The organism is Chitinophaga niastensis (assembly GCF_003014755.1).
Taxonomy (GTDB): domain Bacteria; phylum Bacteroidota; class Bacteroidia; order Chitinophagales; family Chitinophagaceae; genus Chitinophaga; species Chitinophaga niastensis.
Genome location: NZ_PYAW01000002.1, coordinates 485,063 through 502,287 on the forward strand (window position 1 = coordinate 485,063; position 17,225 = coordinate 502,287).

Sequence of the window (17,225 nt, forward strand, 5' to 3'; positions counted from 1 at the left end):
AGCTAAATAAGCATTGCTTAATATTTTAATAATATCTCTTCTCAAAAAAAACCTTTGATTTATCATTTTACTTATTATTTTTGCACTCGACATTATGATTACAAACATACATATCCATCATCACCATCATTTCTTACCACACCGGTAGGCTGGGATGATTATGTGTATATTACCATATTAGATCATCATCAGGGGCTTACCGGAACGGTAAGCCCCTTTTTTATTTTTACCCAGGATGAAACTGAAAATCGCAATCCAGAAATCTGGCCGCCTGCACGATGATTCCATCAAATTACTGAAGGAATGCGGCATCGACATCAATAACGGTGTCAACAAGCTGAAAACAGAAGCCACCAACTTCCCGCTGGAAGTGTTTTTCCTGCGCGATGATGATATTCCGCAGTATATCGAAGACGGCGTAGCCGACATCGGTATCGTAGGGGAAAATGTGGTGTTGGAAAAGCAAAAACAGGTGAATATCGTACAGAAGCTGGGCTTCGGCAAATGCCGTTTGTCTATGGCTGTGGAGAAGTCTGTGGACTACACCTCTGTAAAGGACCTGCACAACAAAAGAATTGCTACCAGCTATCCGGTGATAGTGGAGGAATTCCTGCAACGCAACGGCATTAAAGCAGAGATCCATGAAATCAGTGGCTCCGTGGAAATAGCGCCTGGTATTGGCCTGGCAGATGCTATCTGCGATCTGGTGAGCAGCGGTTCTACCCTGTTTATGAATGGTCTGAAGGAAGTGGAAACGGTGCTTAAGTCGGAAGCGGTACTGGCGGCCTGCCACAACCTGAAACCGGAACAACAGATACTGCTGGATAAGCTCCTGTTCCGCATTCAGGCAGTAAAAAAGGCAAAAAATAACAAGTATATCCTGCTGAACGCACCCAATGATAAGCTGAACGAAATTATTGGTCTGCTGCCGGGCATGAAAAGCCCTACGGTACTGCCTTTGGCAGAAGCCGGCTGGAGCTCTGTTCACTCTGTATTAAATGAAAATGATTTCTGGGATATTATTGAAAGCCTGAAAGCCGCTGGTGCACAGGGAATTCTGGTAGTGCCCATCGAAAAAATGGTGATCTAAAAAACTGAGTAACGATGCAAACGATCAGATTCCCCGATAAAACTACCTGGAACACGCTGCTGCAGCGGCCAGTAATGGATACGTCCACGCTGGAACAAAAGGTGAATAACATCTTACAGGATGTTCGCTGCAACGGCGACGAGGCTATACGAAAATATGCAGCTGAATTTGATAAGGTAATGCTGACTGATTTGCAGGTGCCGGCAGCTGCTTTTGCGGAAGCAGAAGCTACGCTGGAACCCGCACTGAAAGCGGCCATACAGCAGGCGGCAAAAAATATAGAAACTTTCCACCGCGCACAACAGGAAAAGGTACAGATGATAGAAACGATGCCCGGTGTACAATGCTGGCGCAAGCCGGTAGCCATACAAAAGGTAGGCTTATACATTCCCGGTGGATCTGCTCCATTGTTTTCTACTATCCTGATGCTCGGTATACCAGCCATGATAGCGGGTTGTAAGGAGATAGTCCTGTGTACACCTTCTTTGCACCCGGCTATTCTTTACACGGCGCAACTGATCGGCATTGAAAAGGTCTTTACCATCGGTGGGGTACAAGCCATTGCGGCAATGGCTTTTGGCACGGAAACGGTGCCACAGGTATATAAGATCTTCGGCCCCGGCAATCAGTACGTTACCTGTGCCAAACAGCTGGTAAATAAGAGTGGTGTGGCTATTGATATGCCCGCCGGTCCTTCTGAAGTGGCAGTGCTGGCGGACGATACCTGCGTTCCTGATTTTGTGGCGGCAGATCTGCTCTCACAGGCAGAACACGGCCCGGATAGCCAGGTGGTACTGGTAACTACCAGTGAAAAGGTGATCACAGACGTGGAAAATGCGCTGAACGCACAGCTGGATAAGCTTCCCCGCAAGGGTATTGCCACTGCGGCACTGGAAAACAGTAAGATGATCCTGGTGAAAGATATGCAGACAGCCATTGATATGCTCAATGCCTATGCACCGGAACACTTGATTCTGGCCTGTAAAGGAGCAGAAAACCTCGCGGATAAGGTAACAGATGCCGGATCTGTTTTTATGGGCAATTACACCCCTGAAAGTGCCGGAGATTATGCATCAGGTACTAACCATACCCTGCCAACCAACGGTTACGCCCGGGCTTACAGCGGTGTGTCGCTCGACAGCTTTGTGAAAAAGATTACCTTTCAACAGATCACTCCACAAGGATTGCAAAATATCGGTGCTACCATAGAAGCCATGGCAGCGGCGGAGGGACTGGAAGCGCATAAAAATGCGGTTACTGTCAGATTACAAGCTATCTCCGCTAATAAATAACTAAATAATAAAATATTAAGATGTTTAATCTCGATACCCTCATCAGGGAAAACATAAAAAGACTGGTACCTTATTCTACCGCCAGAGATGAGTTCAAAGGGGAGGCCGCTATCTTCCTCGATGCCAATGAAAATAACTTCGGATCGCCACTACCGGTAAATTATAACCGTTACCCCGATCCGATGCAATGGAAACTCAAATATAAAATTGCCGATATTAAAGGCGTGCCACCACAAAATATTTTTGTGGGCCACGGCAGCGATGAAGCCATAGACGTGATTTACCGCTCTTTCGTAAACCCCGGTGCAGACAATGTGATCCTCTGCCCGCCTACCTATGGTATGTACGAAGTGAGTGCGCACATTAATGATGCGGTGATCCGCAAAGTGAGCCTCACAGAAGATTTTCAGCTGGATATCCCCGCACTGCAGCAGGCTATCGATGATAATACAAAACTGATCTTCATCTGCTCTCCCAACAATCCCACTGGCAACTCTATTCACAGATCGGATATAGAATTGCTGCTGAATAATTTTAACGGGATTGTAGTGATTGATGAAGCATATATCAATTTCTCCCGCCAGAAAACATTTATACAGGAACTGACAGAATACCCTAACCTGGTAGTGCTACAAACATTGTCAAAAGCATGGGGGCTGGCCGGACTCCGCATCGGGATGGCGTTTGCAAGCGAAGATATCATCCATACTTTTAATAAGGTGAAACCGCCTTATAACATCAGTCAGGCTACCAACGAACTGGCGCTGCAGGCATTGGAAAATGTAAGCCAGGTAAATGAATGGATCCGCGAAATTGTAATTGAGCGGGATCTGCTCTCCGCCGCCATGGTACAACTACCGATGGTATTACACATTTACCCCAGCGATGCCAGTTTCATCCTCGTAAAAACCACTGATGCAAAAGGCATTTACCACTATCTGACGGAACAGGGTATTGTGGTGCGCGACCGCTCTAAAGTAGAGCTGTGCATGGGCTGCTTACGCATTACCGTAGGTACTCCCGCTGAAAACCTGCGCCTGCTGGAAGTATTGAAATCTTTTAACCTGAAAACAGAAACACCCGTATCCGTATGAAACGAGTACTCTTTATAGATCGCGATGGTACTTTAATCAAAGAAGTGCCGCCCACCTATCAGATCGATAGCCTGGATAAAGTAGAGTTCTACCCCAAAGTGTTTGTGAATATGGCCAGGATAGCCGCCGAGCTGGACTATGAGCTGGTGATGATCACTAATCAGGACGGACTGGGCACCGCTTCATTCCCGGAAGATACCTTCTGGCCTGCACAAAACATGATCATGAAGGCATTCGAAAACGAAGGCGTGAAATTCGATGAGGTGTTCATTGACCGCTCGTTTCCGGCAGATAATGCACCTACCCGCAAGCCACGTACGGGCATGCTCACCAAATATCTCAGCGGCAACTACGATCTTGCCAACTCTTTTGTGATCGGCGATCGTATCACCGATGTACAGCTGGCAAAGAACCTGGGCGCTAAAGCAATCTGGATCAATGAAGGCTCCGGCCTCGGCAACGCGGAAATCAGCGATGATGTGGCTGCGCTGCAATCTGTGATAGCCCTGGAATCTACCGACTGGAACCGCATCTATGAGTTCCTGAAACTGGGGTTAAGAACGGTAACGCATATACGTAAAACCAATGAAACAGATATTAGCATTGAACTGAACCTGGATGGTACGGGTAAAGCCAATATCCACACTGGTTTGGGTTTCTTTGATCATATGCTGGATCAGATAGCCCGTCACGGCGCTATGGACCTCAATATCACGGCTAAAGGTGATTTGCATATAGATGAACACCATACGATTGAAGATACCGGTATTGCACTGGGAGAAGCCATCGCTAAGGGTTTGGGCGATAAACGCGGTATTGAAAGATACGGTTTCTGTTTACCTATGGATGATTGCCTGGCCCAGGTAGGTATCGATTTCGGTGGTCGTAACTGGCTGGTATGGGAAGCGGAGTTTAAGAGAGAGAAGATAGGGGAGATGCCCACAGAGATGTTCTACCACTTTTTTAAATCTTTTTCGGATGGCGCCAAAGCCAATCTGAATGTAAAGGCGGAAGGAGAGAATGAGCATCATAAAATAGAAGCCATCTTCAAAACGTTCGCAAAAGCCATCAAAATGGCCGTGAAAAGGAATCCGTATAACATGCAGCTGCCCAGTACCAAAGGTGTTCTTTAATTTTCTTTGAAAAAAGGAAAATATAATTTGCATTTTCTGGAAAAAAGTTTCAAATTTGTCTCGCTATGCAAAACAACATGACAAATAAATATTGGTGGTGGCACGGAATCAATCCTTGATCTGTGTTACAGTGCCATGTTTCGTCTAGAAATATATTTGGAAGGCCCGCTGTTACACAGCGGGCCTTTCGGCTTTTTAGGCCTTCCCATTCTTAAAAAATAAACCACTTTCACTCATTATATCATGCGTACCATCCAAGTAAAAACGAGATCCAAACAGATGCTGGCAGACATTTTCACGCCAGTGGGAATATATCTGCGGCTGCGCGATAAATTTCCAGGCTCTATCCTCCTCGAAAGCACTGACTATCGCGGTAGTGAAAACAGCTACTCTTATATATGTGTGAAGCCTATTGCAGGCATAGAAGTTACTTCCACTACCAACTTCGAATTCAAGTATCCCAATCTGCCGGTAGAAAAGAAGGAACTGAAAAATAAACAGAACGTACTGGATGAAATAGAAAAGTTTCTTGGTAACTTTTCCTTCACCGGCAAACATCCGGTACCATTGGCGCAAAGCCTCTTTGGGTACACCACATTTGATGCGGTACAGCTTTTTGAAACCATCACATTTGATAAGAAAAAACAAGCCGCAGAAGCGATTCCTTTAATGCGCTATCGTTACTATCAATATGTGATAGCAATTAATCACTTTAAAGATGAATTATATCTGTGCGAGAACCAGATAGAGGGCCTCGACAGTGAGTTTGAACTGCTGGAATCCCTCATCCGTCACAAAGATTCGCCCGGTTATCCGTTTACCACTGTGGGAGAAGAAACGAGCAATATGACGGATGCGGAATACATGCAGATGGTAGAAAAAGGCAAACAACATTGTTTCCGCGGAGATGTTTTCCAGGTGGTACTTTCCAGAGCTTTCCAGCAGTCTTTTACCGGTGATGAATTCAACGTATACCGCGCACTCCGCTCTATCAACCCTTCTCCTTATCTCTTCTTCTTCGATTACGGTGATTATAAGTTAATGGGATCTTCTCCTGAATCACAAATTGTGATCAGAGATGGTAAGGCTACTATACACCCAATAGCAGGTACTTTCCGTCGCACAGGCGATGATGCGCAGGATAAGCTGCTGGCAGAAAAGCTCCTGCAGGACCCGAAAGAAAATGCAGAACACGTAATGCTGGTAGATCTTGCCCGCAATGACCTCAGCAGAAATGCAAAAGAGGTGGAAGTGGCTTCCTATCGGCAGGTACAATTCTTTTCTCACGTAATACATATGGTGAGCGAAGTAGTAGGAAAAGTAGATCCTGCATTGAACCCATTCTCCTTGCTGGCGGCTACTTTCCCCGCTGGTACATTATCGGGTGCACCTAAATATCGCGCAATGGAAATCATTGATCAGTACGAACCTACTGCCCGTGGCTTCTACGGTGGTTGTATCGGCGCTGTAGGCTTCAATGGTAACTTTAACCACGCCATCATGATCCGCTCCATGCTCAGTAAAATGAATACTCTGTATTATCAGGCAGGAGCCGGTGTGGTAGCCAAATCCGTGGCTTCCTCCGAACTGGAAGAAGTAGGTAATAAACTCAATGCATTAAAACAAGCCATTCTGCTGGCACAAAAAATTTAGTATGAACATCCTCGTCTTTGATAATTACGACTCATTTACATACAACCTCGTTCATCTCGTGGAAAAGATCATCAACGGAAAAGTAACGGTGGTGCGCAATGATGAAATTCCATTGGAGAAAGTAAACGACTACGATAAAATTATTTTATCTCCCGGTCCCGGTATTCCGGAAGAAGCAGGATTATTACTGCCCCTCATTAAGGAATATGCACCCACGAAATCCATATTTGGCGTGTGTCTAGGCCAACAGGCGATCGGCCAGGCTTTTGGTGCTTCGCTCACTAACCTGAAAGAAGTATACCACGGTGTAGCTACCAATGTAAAAGTAATCGCGGAAGATGGCCGTCTCTTTAAAAATATGCCCCGCGAAATACAGGCAGGCCGCTATCATTCCTGGGTAATTGATGAATCTACCCTGCCATCAGAATTGATTATTACTGCCAAAGATGAAGATGGTTTTATCATGGCATTGCAACATAACAAGTATGATGTAAGTGGGGTACAGTTCCATCCGGAAAGTGTACTCACACCGCTGGGAGAACAGATTATGAGAAACTGGCTTAGCATGTAATGGTTAGCTATTAGCCCTTAGCGGTTTTTAAAATAATTATTATCAGGCATTAAGCTAAATACTAAAAGCTAAATGCTATCAAAAGTCCTCCAATAATGAAAAAGATTCTCAATTTTCTCTTCGAACATAAAACATTCAGCCGCGACGCTGCTAAAGAAATTCTGCTCAGCATCTCCAAAGGCATGTACAATGAAAGTGAGCTGGCCGCATTCATGACAGTTTACCTGATGCGCAGTATCACTATTGATGAACTCCTGGGCTTCCGCGATGCGCTCCTGGAGCTGTGTGTACCCGTTAATCTCAACGGTTACGATGTGCTGGATATCGTAGGTACCGGCGGCGATGCAAAAAATACCTTTAATATTTCTACCTTGTCGTGCTTTGTGGCTGCCGGCGCAGGTGCCAAAGTAGCCAAACATGGCAACTATGGCGTGTCTTCTATCAGCGGCGCTTCCAATTTAATGGAACTGGTAGGCTACAAATTTAAAAGTGAGGATGCTAAACTGAAAACAGAGCTGGAAGAGTCTGGTGTCTGTTTCCTCCATGCACCACTGTTTCACCCGGCATTGAAGCATGTTGCCGGCATCCGCCGCCAACTGGGTATCCGTACGTTCTTTAATATGTTGGGACCTTTAGTAAACCCTGCCAAGGCACAACATCAGCTGATAGGCGTGTACAGCCTGGAAATGGCAAGAGTATACAACTACCTGTTCCAGCAAACGGATAAACAGTTTGTGATTGTACACAGCCTGGATGGCTACGATGAAATATCCCTGACGGCCGATACCAAAGTGATCACCAACAAAGGGGAACAGGACTGGACACCGGAACAGCTGGGTAAACGCAAAGTACATCCGGAAGATATCTATGGCGGTAACTCAGTTGAAGAAGCCGCGAAGATTTTTCTGAAGATCTTAAAAGGAGAAGGTACCTGGGCGCAGAATTCCGTAGTTTTTGCCAACGCGGCTATGGGACTGTACAGCCTCGGAAAATACAATACGTATGATGATTGTTTCGCCGCCGCAGTAGAATCACTGGAGTCGGGAAAGGCGCATACGGCATTTAAAAATCTGATTGCGTTGCAGTCATAGTATTACAAATACGCTCATGAAGAATATTTTAGCAGAAATAGTTGCTCACAAACATATAGAAGTAGCTGCCCGTAAGCTACAACGCAGTGCGCAGGACCTGCAACAGTCGCCGGCGTTTGCCCGCGAAACCTTGTCACTGCGCAGCTTTCTGCAACAGCCGGAAAAAACAGGCATCATCGCGGAATTCAAACGCCGCTCTCCTTCAAAAGGAGTGATCAACGATGAAGTAACGGTGCAGCAGGTAACAACTGCGTATACACGTTATGGTGCTTCCGGTCTTTCAGTATTGACAGATGAAAAATATTTCGGTGGCTCCTCTGATGATCTGCAACAGGCACGCAGTTTTAACCAGATACCTATCCTTCGGAAAGATTTTGTGATAGATGAATACCAGATCCTGGAAGCAAAGGCCATCGGTGCAGATGTGATCCTGCTGATTGCAGAATGCCTGGATACTGCGGAGGTAGCACACCTGGCAGCATTTGCAGACAACCTTGGACTGGAAGTATTACTGGAAGTACACAGTGAAGCACAGCTGGAAAAAGTAACGGCACATACACACCTGGTAGGGGTGAATAACCGCGACCTGGTTACTTTCCAGGTAGACTTTAACCGCTCCTGCGAACTGGCGCCAAAGATTCCGTCCGATAAAGTGAAAGTAGCAGAAAGTGGTATCAACGACCCCGCTGCTATTGTAACGCTGAAAGCCGCAGGCTTCCAGGGTTTCCTGATAGGAGAACATTTCATGAAACAGGAAAATCCTGCCCGTGCATTCGAAAATTTTGTACAGGAATTAAACAACCTGCAGCATAAACAATAATAAATATGCGTATTAAAGTTTGCGGCATCACAAGGATAAATGATTTGCAGGCACTGGTAGATAACAGCGTTGATTATGCAGGTTTTATTTTTTATGAGAAATCACCCCGTTTTGCCGGTAACAAAATAGATGCAAGATCAGTGCGCGAAACTACTGGTATCAAAAAGGTAGGTGTGTTTGTAAATGCACCACTGGAGCTGATACAACGTACTGTCAGTGATTATGCGCTGGACCTGGTACAATTGCATGGCGATGAAACACCGGCGTTTTGTGCCACACTCCGCGAAACAATTCCGGTGATCAAAGCTTTTCGTATAGGGGATAACGTTAACTGGCAAACGGAGATGGCTCCTTACGTACCAGTAACAGATTATTTCCTCTTTGATACGGCGGTTGTAACCCTTTATGGTGGCACCGGAGAACGCTTCAACTGGGACCTGCTGGCAACATATCCATTTGATCATCCCTTTTTATTAAGTGGTGGCATCACACCGGATCAGGCAGCAGAGATCAGTGAAATGCAGCTGCCAGCAATGTTTGCGGTAGATGTAAACAGTAAGTTCGAAGACAGCCCAGGTGTGAAAAACATAGAACTGGTCGAACATTTTGTAAAACAAATTCATTCATCAATAATAAAATAAACGGTCATGGATATTGCGATTAATACCGGCAACTCCAGGTATCAGGTGGATAAGAACGGGTACTATGGCAGATTTGGTGGTGCATACGTTCCCGAAATGCTGTATCCCAATGTAGAAGAATTACAGACTAAATACCTCGGCATACTGAGTGACCCTTCTTTTCAACAGGAGTTTGAAGCATTGCTGCAAGACTATGTAGGACGCCCTTCCCCTTTATATTTTGCTAAACGTTTGTCTGAAAAATATAAAGCAAATATCTACCTCAAACGCGAAGACCTGAACCATACTGGTGCGCATAAGGTAAATAATACCATTGGCCAGATCCTGCTGGCAAAGCGCCTCGGCAAGCATCGTATTATTGCGGAAACCGGCGCAGGACAACACGGCGTGGCCACCGCTACGGTGTGCGCGCTCATGGGAATGGAATGTGTGGTGTATATGGGTAGCATCGATATCGAAAGGCAGGCGCCCAACGTAGCCCGCATGAAAATGCTGGGAGCTACCGTAATACCGGCTACCAGCGGCAGCAAAACGCTGAAAGATGCGACCAACGAAGCTATCCGCGACTGGATCAACAATCCGGTAGATACACATTATATCCTCGGTACCGCTGCAGGCCCGCATCCATACCCGGATATGGTAGCCCGCTTTCAATCGGTGATCAGCGAGGAAATAAAAAAGCAACTGCTGGCTAAAACCGGTAATGCACATCCGGATTATGTGGTGGCTTGTATTGGTGGTGGCAGTAACGCTGCCGGCGCTTTCTTCCATTACCTGGATGAAGCAGATGTAAAACTGGTGGCGGTAGAAGCCGGCGGAAAAGGTGTACACAGCGGGTTCTCTGCTGCTACCACGCAGCTGGGTACCATTGGTATCATCCACGCCAGCAAAACACTGCTTATGCAAACAAACGACGGACAGATCGTAGAGCCACATTCTATTTCAGCCGGACTGGATTATCCGGGTATTGGACCCATGCACGCTCACCTGTACGAAACAGGCCGTGCACAGTTCCTCTCTGCTACAGATGACGAAGCCCTGGCAGCCGCTTATGAGCTGAGTTTACTGGAAGGGATCATTCCTGCTATGGAATCGGCACATGCACTGGCCAAGCTGAAAGATCTGCCCCTCAACACAGATGATGTAGTAGTGGTATGCCTTTCCGGCCGCGGTGATAAAGACCTGGATACCTATATCCGTCACATGAATAAATAAAATGGATTATGCAAAATCGTATTGATCAACTGTTTGCTAAAAAGCAACACGGCGTTTTAAATATATATTGCACGGCTGGTTTTCCGCAGTTAAATGATACCCTGCCGGTAATGACTGCTTTACAACAACATGGTGCAGACCTGATAGAGTTAGGTATGCCTTTCTCTGATCCGCTGGCCGATGGCCCGGTGATACAGGATAGCAGCACCAAAGCGTTGCAGAACGGCATGAGCATTCATACCCTGTTTGAACAACTGGCAGGTTTCAGAGAGCGTATACACGTTCCCGTTATACTGATGGGCTACTTTAACCCGGTATTAACTTACGGTGTAGAAGCGTTTTGTGCGAAATGTGCTGAAACAGGTATTGATGGTATCATCGTTCCGGACTTGCCCATGGCGGAGTTTGAGGCCGATTATAAACCCATCTTCGAAAAATATAACCTGCACCTCATTTTTCTGGTAACGCCGGAAACAAGTGAAGCACGCATCCGGAAAATTGACAGCCTGAGTAAGGGCTTCCTCTATGCAGTATCTTCTTCTTCTACCACAGGTAAGGATAAGGATATGAACGATCAGCAGGCTTACTTTGAACGCCTGAAAAAATTGCAGCTCACCAATCCGGTATTAATTGGTTTTGGTATAAAAGATAAAGCTACTTTTGATACGGCAGCATCATACGCAAACGGCGCTATCATTGGTACTGCCTTTATTAAGGCGATAGAACACAGCAAGGATATTGATAAAACGGTTCAATCGTTTATTTCAGGAATAATTCAGCAATAACATGAAAACGGTTATCATAAAATATAACGCAGGAAATATTCGCTCGGTGCAGTTTGCATTAGAGCGTTTAGGCGTGGAGGGTACTGTTACAGATGATCACGATGAGATTATGTCTGCCGATAAAGTCATTTTCCCCGGCGTGGGAGAGGCCAGCACCGCTATGCAATATCTGAAGGAAAGAAAACTGGATCAGCTCATCACTAACCTGCAACAGCCTGTGCTGGGCATTTGCCTCGGCATGCAGCTGTTATGCCGTCATTCGGAAGAAAACAATACTGATTGTATGGGGGTATTTGATGTAGATGTAAAACGTTTTCAGTCGCCGGTAGAAAACCTGTTGAAAATACCACAGATAGGCTGGAATAATATCACCGGCCTGCACAGTGTAGTATTTGAGCATGTACCGGAAAACGCTTACATGTATTTTGTGCACAGCTATTACGCCGCACTGGGTGCAGATACAGTAGCTATCACCAATTACGTGATTAACTACAGTGCTGCCCTGCAGAAAGATAATTTTTATGCAGTACAGTTTCACCCGGAGAAATCAGCAGAAGCCGGCGCGCGTATTATTGAAAACTTTTTGAACTTATAAGATGAATATTCGCCCGATCAGCGCAGATGATACCCTGCAACTCCGCAGAGATGTGTTGTATCCTAATGAATCATTAGCCAGCGTTAAAGTAGATCATGATGAAGATGGCTTACACTTTGGCGTTTTTGATCAAGGCCAACTGGTAACAGTAGTTTCATTGTTCCTGAACCGTGAAACCGCACAGTTTCGCAAACTGGCTACCACACCGGCTGCACAGGGGAAAGGATATGGTAAAGCTATATTGGCGCATCTGACAAACATCTGCAAAAAAGAAAAAATAAAAGTGCTCTGGTGTAATGCCCGCGATACGGCGGTTAGCTTTTATGATAAGCTGGGCTACACAAAAAAGGGCGATTATTTTATAAAGAGCGGTATCTCCTTTGTAAGAATGGAACTGCCGCTGGATCAAACTAACATGACAACTAAACGTTTTGAAATAATACCCGCTATCGATATTATTGATGGTAAATGTGTAAGGCTCACACAGGGCGATTACAATCAGCAGAAAGTATACAATGAGCATCCGCTGGAAGTAGCTAAAGAATTTGAGGCATTGGGTGTTCGTCGTTTACACCTGGTAGACCTCGATGGCGCTAAAAAAGGTGCTGTGGTAAACTGGAAGGTACTGGAGAGTATTGTTGGGAAAACCAGCCTGGTAACTGATTTTGGTGGTGGTATTAAAACAGATAAGGACCTGGAGATCGTATTTGAATGCGGTGCTGCGCTGGCTACCATTGGTAGTGTGGCTGTAAAATCTCCGGAGTTATTTTTCAGCTGGGTGAAGCAGTACGGGGCAGATAAAATATTTTTGGGTGCCGATGTGAAAGAAGAGAAGATCGCAGTAGGCGGTTGGCTGGAAACTACGGACCTGTCTGTATTTGATTTCCTGGAAAGCAATATCGCGCAGGGTGTTACCAATATTTTTTGTACAGATATCGCTAAAGATGGACTCCTGCAAGGGCCGTCCATCGATCTCTATAAAAAAATTATAGAACGCTTCTCTGATATTAACTTTGTGGCCAGCGGGGGTGTGAGTAATATTGAAGATGTAGCGGCCTTACGGGAAATTGGCTGTAGTGGCGCTATCATCGGTAAAGCCATCTACGAAGGAAATATTTCGATGGATGAATTAAAAACATTCCTGTAAATCATTAACGCATGTTGACCAAACGCATCATACCATGTCTGGATATCAAAGACGGTCGTACCGTTAAAGGTATCAACTTTGAAAACATCCGCGATGCCGGCGATCCCATTGAACTGGGCGCTTTATATGCAGCACAGGGTGCTGATGAGCTGGTATTTCTGGATATAACGGCAACGAATGAACGAAGAAAAACACTGGCAGAACTGGTTACCCGTATTGCCCGTCATGTAAACATTCCGTTTACTGTTGGTGGGGGCATTTCTTCTGTTGAAGATGTAAATATTTTGTTGCAATCCGGTGCGGATAAAATATCTGTGAATACCGCTGCCTTCAAGGACCCTGGCCTGGTAGACATACTAGCCCGCGAGTTTGGTAGTCAGTGCGTGGTGCTGGCTATTGACACCCGTTTTGAGGGCGATGACTGGTACGTATACCTCAATGGTGGCCGTGTAAAAACGGATATCAAGGCATACGACTGGGCAAAGGAAGCGGTGAACCGTGGCGCCGGCGAAATATTGCTTACCTCCATGAATAATGATGGTACAAAAAAAGGATTTGCATTAGACATTACCGGTAAATTGTCGCAAAACCTGAATGTGCCTGTAATAGCCTCTGGTGGCGCCGGTAATATGGAACATTTTGTAGACGTATTTGAAAATGCACAGGCAGATGCAGCATTGGCTGCCAGCATTTTCCATTATAAAGAAATCGAAATACCTGCGCTCAAAACCTTTCTTTACAACAAAGGGGTGAACGTAAGATTTTAATGATATTTGAAACAAGCTAACATGCAGATAGATTTTCAGAAGTCTCCCGATGGCCTGGTACCGGCCATTATACAGGATGCGGTGACAAAAAAAGTGTTGATGCTCGGTTACATGAACCGCGAAGCGTTGGAGAAAACCATGGCAGAAAGTAAAGTGACTTTTTTCAGTCGCTCTAAAAACCGCCTGTGGACAAAAGGAGAGGAGAGTGGTAACTTCTTACTGGTGCAGGATCTGAAAGTAGATTGCGACCAGGATACCATCCTGATCCAGGCCAAACCCCTTGGCCCTGTATGTCATACCGGTGCGGATACCTGTTGGGATGAAAAAAACGTAAGCAATGATTTTCTCGCTACACTGGAAGATATTATTGCAGATCGTAAAAATAATCCTACCGATAAATCGTATACGGCCAGCCTTTTTGCACGTGGCATCAACAAAATCGCGCAAAAAGTAGGGGAAGAAGCGATAGAAGTAGTTATTGAAGCTAAAGATAGCAATGATGACCTTTTCCTCAATGAATCTGCCGACTTACTGTTTCATTACCTTATCCTCTTGCAGGCCAAGGGTTTTCAGTTAGCAGATGTTATATCGGTGTTAAAAGAAAGACATAAATAGAAGACGGGCTTCGCCCGTTTTCAGATTGTTTTGCCCAGGATTAGACTGATTGAGATGATTATGCTGATTTTATTTTTATTTATTAAGACTTGATTTTAAATAAAGAAGATCCTGATAATAAAAGAATAAAATCGTGGTAATCATCTTAATCAGTATAAATCCTGGTTAAAACAATTTAACTGCGGGCGAAGCCCGCACCCCTGCACGGCTATCTCCGTAATAAATCTCTTCGTATATTACAGCCTTCTAACTAATTAAAATAATTCGTAATGAAACAATTTTTCCTGTTAGCCGCAGGCATGCTTTTGTCAGCTGGCGTGCATGCCCAGCAGGTTTCGGGCACTATTAAGGGAGGCAACGGTAAAACAATATACTTGTTTGATGACCAGGACAATAACCCGGACGATTCAGTGCAGATAAAGAATGAGCAATTCAGTTTCAAGGTGAAGAATGGTAAAGAGCCATCCGTATACGCATTGATTTTGCAGGATGTGAATTATCCTATGTTGTTTGTAACGGGTAATGAACCTGTTCATTTTACCACTACGGCAACTACTTACCCTATAGCGTCTGCAGTAAAGGGAAATGAAAATACATTAGCGATGCAGCAGTACCAGAAAGCATTTGATCCATTGATCAAACAGGCCCAGGAACTGAATACAGAAGCCAAAGGGATTAATCCGGAAGATGAGCCGGCAAAAAATGCATTCCGCAAAAATGCAGATGCATTTAGCAAAGAAGTAGTGAAAACGGGCAAGGATTTCATGAAAACACATCCCAAAAGCATTGCCAGCATCTGGTTGCTGATGAATGAGTTGCGCGCCCGTGTAGAGCCGGAAGAGTTTCAGCAGCTGTTTTATTCGCTGGATAAATCTTTACAACAAAGCCAATACGGCGAAAGTGTAACCGCCTATATAAAAAGCTTGAAGGCAAATGGAGTGAATATTGCCGCAGATGATTTTTCCCAGCAGGATATAAAAGGCCAGCCGGTGAAGCTGTCGTCATTTCGCGGTAAGTATGTGTTGGTAGACTTCTGGGCCAGCTGGTGTGGCCCTTGTCGCCAGGAAAACCCCAACGTAGTTAAAGCGTACAACAAATACAAGGAAAAGAACTTTACCATCCTGGGTGTTTCGCTGGATGATAACCGCGATCGTTGGTTGCGTGCCATTAATCAGGATGGTCTGGCCTGGACACAGGTATCTGATCTTCGTGGCTGGGGCAATGAAGTGGCCGTACAGTATGGCATTCAGTCCATTCCTTCTAATTTCCTGGTAGACCCTCAGGGCAGGATCATTGCGCGCAATTTGCGCGGGGAAGAGCTGGAGCAGAAACTGCAGCAGCTGTTGAAATAGCCGCTTATCAAAATCAGGTTGGCATTGATCAGCCGATTTTACAAATTTGTTGTACGTAAAAATAAAAAACCAATGAAGAAAACAATGATAGGCGCCGCTATGCTTTTACCGGCAATACTGTTTGCACAGGATAAAAAAGCAGCCTCTACAGGTAAGCCTTTTACTATACAAGGTTCCGTTTCACAACAAAAGACCCCCGCAACAATATATCTCAGAATGCGTAAAGGTGGAGAGAGTGTAGTGGATAGCGCGCAGGTGAAAGATGGTAAATTTACTTTTACAGGATCATTGGAAGAGCCTAACATGGCCAGCCTGATGCTCGTACAAAAAGGTGCAGAAAAGCCAATGTCTATGGGTCGTGATATGCTGGCGGTATTCCTCGATAAGGGAACTATCAACATCAATACCACCGACTCTATCAGCAAGGCCACTGTAAGCGGTTCTAAAGCTAACGACGATTATAAAAAGCTGAATGAACAACTGAAAGATGTAAACGAGAAAGGTGCCGTATTGCAGAAAGCATACCGTGAACTTTCCAAGAATAAAGACGAAGAAGGCATCAAAAAACTGGAAGCACAATATGATTCACTGGATGTAGAAGAAAAAAAGATAGAGCATGATTTTCTGTCTAAAAATACTTCTTCCCCGATAGCCATGTTTGTATTGAACCAGGTAGCTGGTTACGACCTGAAACCTGCCGAGATAACACCTTTATTCAAAAAGCTGCATAAAGAAGCTAAAAATTCTCCATCCGGTAAAGAGTTCTCCAAACGTTTGGAGTCTGCCCGTAAAACTGCTGTAGGTCAATCTGCTATTGAGTTTTCGCAGGCAGATGCTGAGGGTAAAGATATCAGCCTTGCTTCCTTCCGCGGTAAATATGTGCTGGTAGATTTCTGGGCAAGCTGGTGTGGTCCCTGCCGTGCTGAAAACCCTAACGTGGTAAAGGCTTACGACAAGTTCAAATCAAAAGGCTTCGAAATCCTGGGCGTTTCCCTGGATGATAAAAAAGATAAGTGGCTGGCCGCAGTAGAGGCTGATAAGCTCACCTGGACGCATGTTTCTGACCTGAAGGGCTGGAAAAATGCAGCTGCTGACTTATATGGTGTGCGTGCCATCCCACAAAATGTACTGATCGATCCTAAAGGCAAGATCGTTGCTAAAAACCTCCGTGGCGAAGACCTGGTGGCTAAGCTGGAAGAAATACTGAAGTAATAAACTTTTCACGCAAAGGCGCATAAGGAAAAAAGGCGCAAAGGTTAAACATTTAACCTTTGCGCCTTTTTTCCTTATGCGCCTTTGCGTGAAAAAATAAATTTGATTATCTACGAAATGTTCGTAGATTTACGAAAGAATCGTAATTGACA

Annotated in this window: 17 protein-coding genes; all 17 read left to right on the forward strand. The window is 45.1% G+C overall.

What is annotated here, in order from left to right; translation table 11 throughout:
- The first annotated feature begins 235 nt into the window (after positions 1 to 235).
- The 17 genes from hisG to CLV51_RS10655 all read left to right on the forward strand — a co-directional run bounded on the left by hisG (position 236) and on the right by CLV51_RS10655 (position 17,073).
- The gene (gene hisG, locus CLV51_RS10575; protein WP_106528000.1) at positions 236 to 1,090 is read left to right on the forward strand and encodes an ATP phosphoribosyltransferase; all 855 of its coding nucleotides are present in this window, start codon (positions 236 to 238) and stop codon (positions 1,088 to 1,090) included.
- 14 nt (positions 1,091 to 1,104) lie between these two features.
- On the forward strand, positions 1,105 to 2,382 hold the full coding sequence (gene hisD / locus CLV51_RS10580; protein WP_106528001.1) for a histidinol dehydrogenase: 1,278 nt from the start codon (positions 1,105 to 1,107) through the stop codon (positions 2,380 to 2,382).
- Positions 2,383 to 2,402: 20 nt separating this feature from the next.
- Entirely contained in the window at positions 2,403 to 3,476 is a 1,074-nt protein-coding gene (gene hisC, locus CLV51_RS10585; protein ID WP_106528002.1) for a histidinol-phosphate transaminase, read from the forward strand.
- Positions 3,473 to 4,609 carry a bifunctional histidinol-phosphatase/imidazoleglycerol-phosphate dehydratase HisB gene (hisB, locus tag CLV51_RS10590; RefSeq protein ID WP_106528003.1) on the forward strand — a complete coding sequence of 379 codons (1,137 nt, stop codon included), beginning with the start codon at positions 3,473 to 3,475 and terminating at the stop codon, positions 4,607 to 4,609. Before hisC ends, hisB begins: the two co-directional genes overlap by 4 nt.
- Before the next feature lie 243 nt (positions 4,610 to 4,852).
- Complete coding sequence (locus CLV51_RS10595) at positions 4,853 to 6,262, forward strand: anthranilate synthase component I family protein (RefSeq protein ID WP_106528004.1); 1,410 nt, start codon at positions 4,853 to 4,855, stop codon at positions 6,260 to 6,262.
- Between the two features lies 1 nt (position 6,263).
- Positions 6,264 to 6,833 (forward strand): anthranilate synthase component II, encoded by a 570-nt coding sequence (locus CLV51_RS10600; protein WP_106528005.1) that lies wholly within the window; start codon positions 6,264 to 6,266, stop codon positions 6,831 to 6,833.
- Between the two features lie 95 nt (positions 6,834 to 6,928).
- Entirely contained in the window at positions 6,929 to 7,924 is a 996-nt protein-coding gene (gene trpD, locus CLV51_RS10605; protein ID WP_106528006.1) for an anthranilate phosphoribosyltransferase, read from the forward strand.
- A gap of 16 nt (positions 7,925 to 7,940) precedes the next feature.
- Complete coding sequence (trpC, locus tag CLV51_RS10610) at positions 7,941 to 8,744, forward strand: indole-3-glycerol phosphate synthase TrpC (protein ID WP_106528007.1); 804 nt, start codon at positions 7,941 to 7,943, stop codon at positions 8,742 to 8,744.
- A gap of 5 nt (positions 8,745 to 8,749) precedes the next feature.
- Positions 8,750 to 9,385: a phosphoribosylanthranilate isomerase gene (locus CLV51_RS10615; RefSeq protein WP_106528008.1), complete on the forward strand. Its 636-nt coding sequence runs from the start codon at positions 8,750 to 8,752 to the stop codon at positions 9,383 to 9,385.
- Between the two features lie 6 nt (positions 9,386 to 9,391).
- The gene (gene trpB / locus CLV51_RS10620) at positions 9,392 to 10,600 is read left to right on the forward strand and encodes a tryptophan synthase subunit beta (RefSeq protein WP_106528009.1); all 1,209 of its coding nucleotides are present in this window, start codon (positions 9,392 to 9,394) and stop codon (positions 10,598 to 10,600) included.
- Between the two features lie 8 nt (positions 10,601 to 10,608).
- Positions 10,609 to 11,385, forward strand: coding sequence for a tryptophan synthase subunit alpha (gene trpA, locus CLV51_RS10625; RefSeq protein ID WP_106528010.1), 777 nt, complete (start codon positions 10,609 to 10,611; stop codon positions 11,383 to 11,385).
- 1 nt (position 11,386) lies between these two features.
- Positions 11,387 to 11,980 carry an imidazole glycerol phosphate synthase subunit HisH gene (gene hisH, locus CLV51_RS10630; RefSeq protein ID WP_106528011.1) on the forward strand — a complete coding sequence of 198 codons (594 nt, stop codon included), beginning with the start codon at positions 11,387 to 11,389 and terminating at the stop codon, positions 11,978 to 11,980.
- A gap of 1 nt (position 11,981) precedes the next feature.
- Positions 11,982 to 13,127 (forward strand): 1-(5-phosphoribosyl)-5-[(5-phosphoribosylamino)methylideneamino]imidazole-4-carboxamide isomerase, encoded by a 1,146-nt coding sequence (gene hisA, locus CLV51_RS10635; RefSeq protein ID WP_106528012.1) that lies wholly within the window; start codon positions 11,982 to 11,984, stop codon positions 13,125 to 13,127.
- Positions 13,128 to 13,138: 11 nt separating this feature from the next.
- Positions 13,139 to 13,894, forward strand: coding sequence for an imidazole glycerol phosphate synthase subunit HisF (gene hisF / locus CLV51_RS10640; RefSeq protein WP_106528013.1), 756 nt, complete (start codon positions 13,139 to 13,141; stop codon positions 13,892 to 13,894).
- A gap of 21 nt (positions 13,895 to 13,915) precedes the next feature.
- Entirely contained in the window at positions 13,916 to 14,509 is a 594-nt protein-coding gene (gene hisIE, locus CLV51_RS10645) for a bifunctional phosphoribosyl-AMP cyclohydrolase/phosphoribosyl-ATP diphosphatase HisIE (RefSeq protein ID WP_106528014.1), read from the forward strand.
- 269 nt (positions 14,510 to 14,778) lie between these two features.
- On the forward strand, positions 14,779 to 15,861 hold the full coding sequence (locus tag CLV51_RS10650; protein ID WP_106528015.1) for a TlpA disulfide reductase family protein: 1,083 nt from the start codon (positions 14,779 to 14,781) through the stop codon (positions 15,859 to 15,861).
- A gap of 72 nt (positions 15,862 to 15,933) precedes the next feature.
- On the forward strand, positions 15,934 to 17,073 hold the full coding sequence (locus CLV51_RS10655; protein ID WP_106528016.1) for an AhpC/TSA family protein: 1,140 nt from the start codon (positions 15,934 to 15,936) through the stop codon (positions 17,071 to 17,073).
- The last annotated feature ends 152 nt before the right edge of the window (positions 17,074 to 17,225 follow it).